This window comes from Rhizobium esperanzae, from assembly GCF_002204185.1.
Classification (GTDB): domain Bacteria; phylum Pseudomonadota; class Alphaproteobacteria; order Rhizobiales; family Rhizobiaceae; genus Rhizobium; species Rhizobium esperanzae.
The window spans coordinates 1-1,176 of the sequence record NZ_MXPU01000056.1 but is presented as its reverse complement, the minus strand read 5'-3'; the positions used below and the strand labels follow the sequence as shown (position 1 = coordinate 1,176).

2 protein-coding genes are annotated in these 1,176 nt (G+C 64.4%); both read right to left on the bottom strand.

Annotated features, from left to right (window positions below; translation table 11 throughout):
- A partial coding sequence (locus tag B5E41_RS30880) for an electron transfer flavoprotein subunit alpha/FixB family protein (RefSeq protein ID WP_088397328.1) occupies positions 1-662 on the bottom strand: 662 nt, incomplete at its 3' end.
- A 24-nt stretch (positions 663-686) separates the two neighbouring features.
- Positions 687-1,176 (bottom strand): electron transfer flavoprotein subunit beta/FixA family protein (locus B5E41_RS30875; protein WP_088397327.1); only part of this gene is annotated, 490 nt, incomplete at its 5' end.

The following is a 1,176-nucleotide window of genomic DNA, read 5'->3' as shown; positions in this document are numbered from 1 at the left end:
CCGAGCTTGTCGGCAACCGGCAGGATGACTTGCCTGAACTTCTCGGCCGAGCCGAGCGCCCGGCCGCCTGATATGATGACCTTCGCCGAGGTCAGTTCCGGACGTTCCGAGGCCGACAGCGCATCGGAGACGAACCGCGACAGGCCCGGGTCGGAGACGGCCGGGATCGCCTCGACAGAGGCAGAGCCGCCTTCAGCTGCAGAGGCGAAGCTGGCGGTGCGCACGGTGATCACCTTCTTGGCATCGCTTGCCTGTACCGTCTGAATGGCGTTGCCGGCATAGATCGGCCGCTTGAAGGTGTCGGGGCTGACGACTTCGATGATTTCCGAGACCTGGGCGACATCGAGCAGGGCGGCCACCCGCGGCAGCACCGTCTTGCCGACCGAGGTGGCGGCCGAGACGATCGTGTCGTAGGAACCGGCAAGCGAGACGATCAGATCGGCCAGCGGTTCGGCGAGATTGTTGGCAAGCGCGTCGCTTTCGGCGAGCAGCACCTTGGAGACGCCGGAAAGTTTTGACGCCGCATCGGCCGCAGCCCTGGCAGCCTTGCCGGCAACCAGCACATGCACATCGGAGCCGATCTGGCTTGCAGCGGTCAGTGCCTTGGCGGTCTGGTCGGAAAGGTGATTGCCGTCATGGTCGGCCAGAAGAAGAATGGTCATGATAGTTGCTCCTGTTCTTGCCCGTTACAGCACGCCGGCTTCGTTCTTCAGCTTGTCGACCAGTTCGGCGACCGACTTGACCTTGACGCCGGCCTTGCGGCCGGACGGCTCCTCGGTCTTCAAGACCTTCAGCCGCGGCGTCGTGGAGACGCCGAAATCGGCAGGGCTCTTCTTGTCGAGCGGCTTCTTCTTCGCCTTCATGATGTTCGGCAGCGAGGCATAACGCGGCTCGTTCAGGCGCAGGTCGGTGGTCACGACCGCCGGCAGCTTGATCTCGATCGTCTGCAGGCCGCCATCGACCTCGCGAGTGACCTGCGCCTTGCCATCCCCGATCTCGATCTTCGAGGCGAAGGTCGCCTGGGCCGAACCGAGCAGTGCCGCCAGCATCTGGCCGGTCTGATTGCTGTCGTCGTCGATCGCCTGCTTGCCGACGATGACAAGCCCCGGCTGTTCGGCATCGGCCACACCCTTGAGGATCTTGGCGACGGCGAGCGGCTCGACTTGCTCGTCGGTC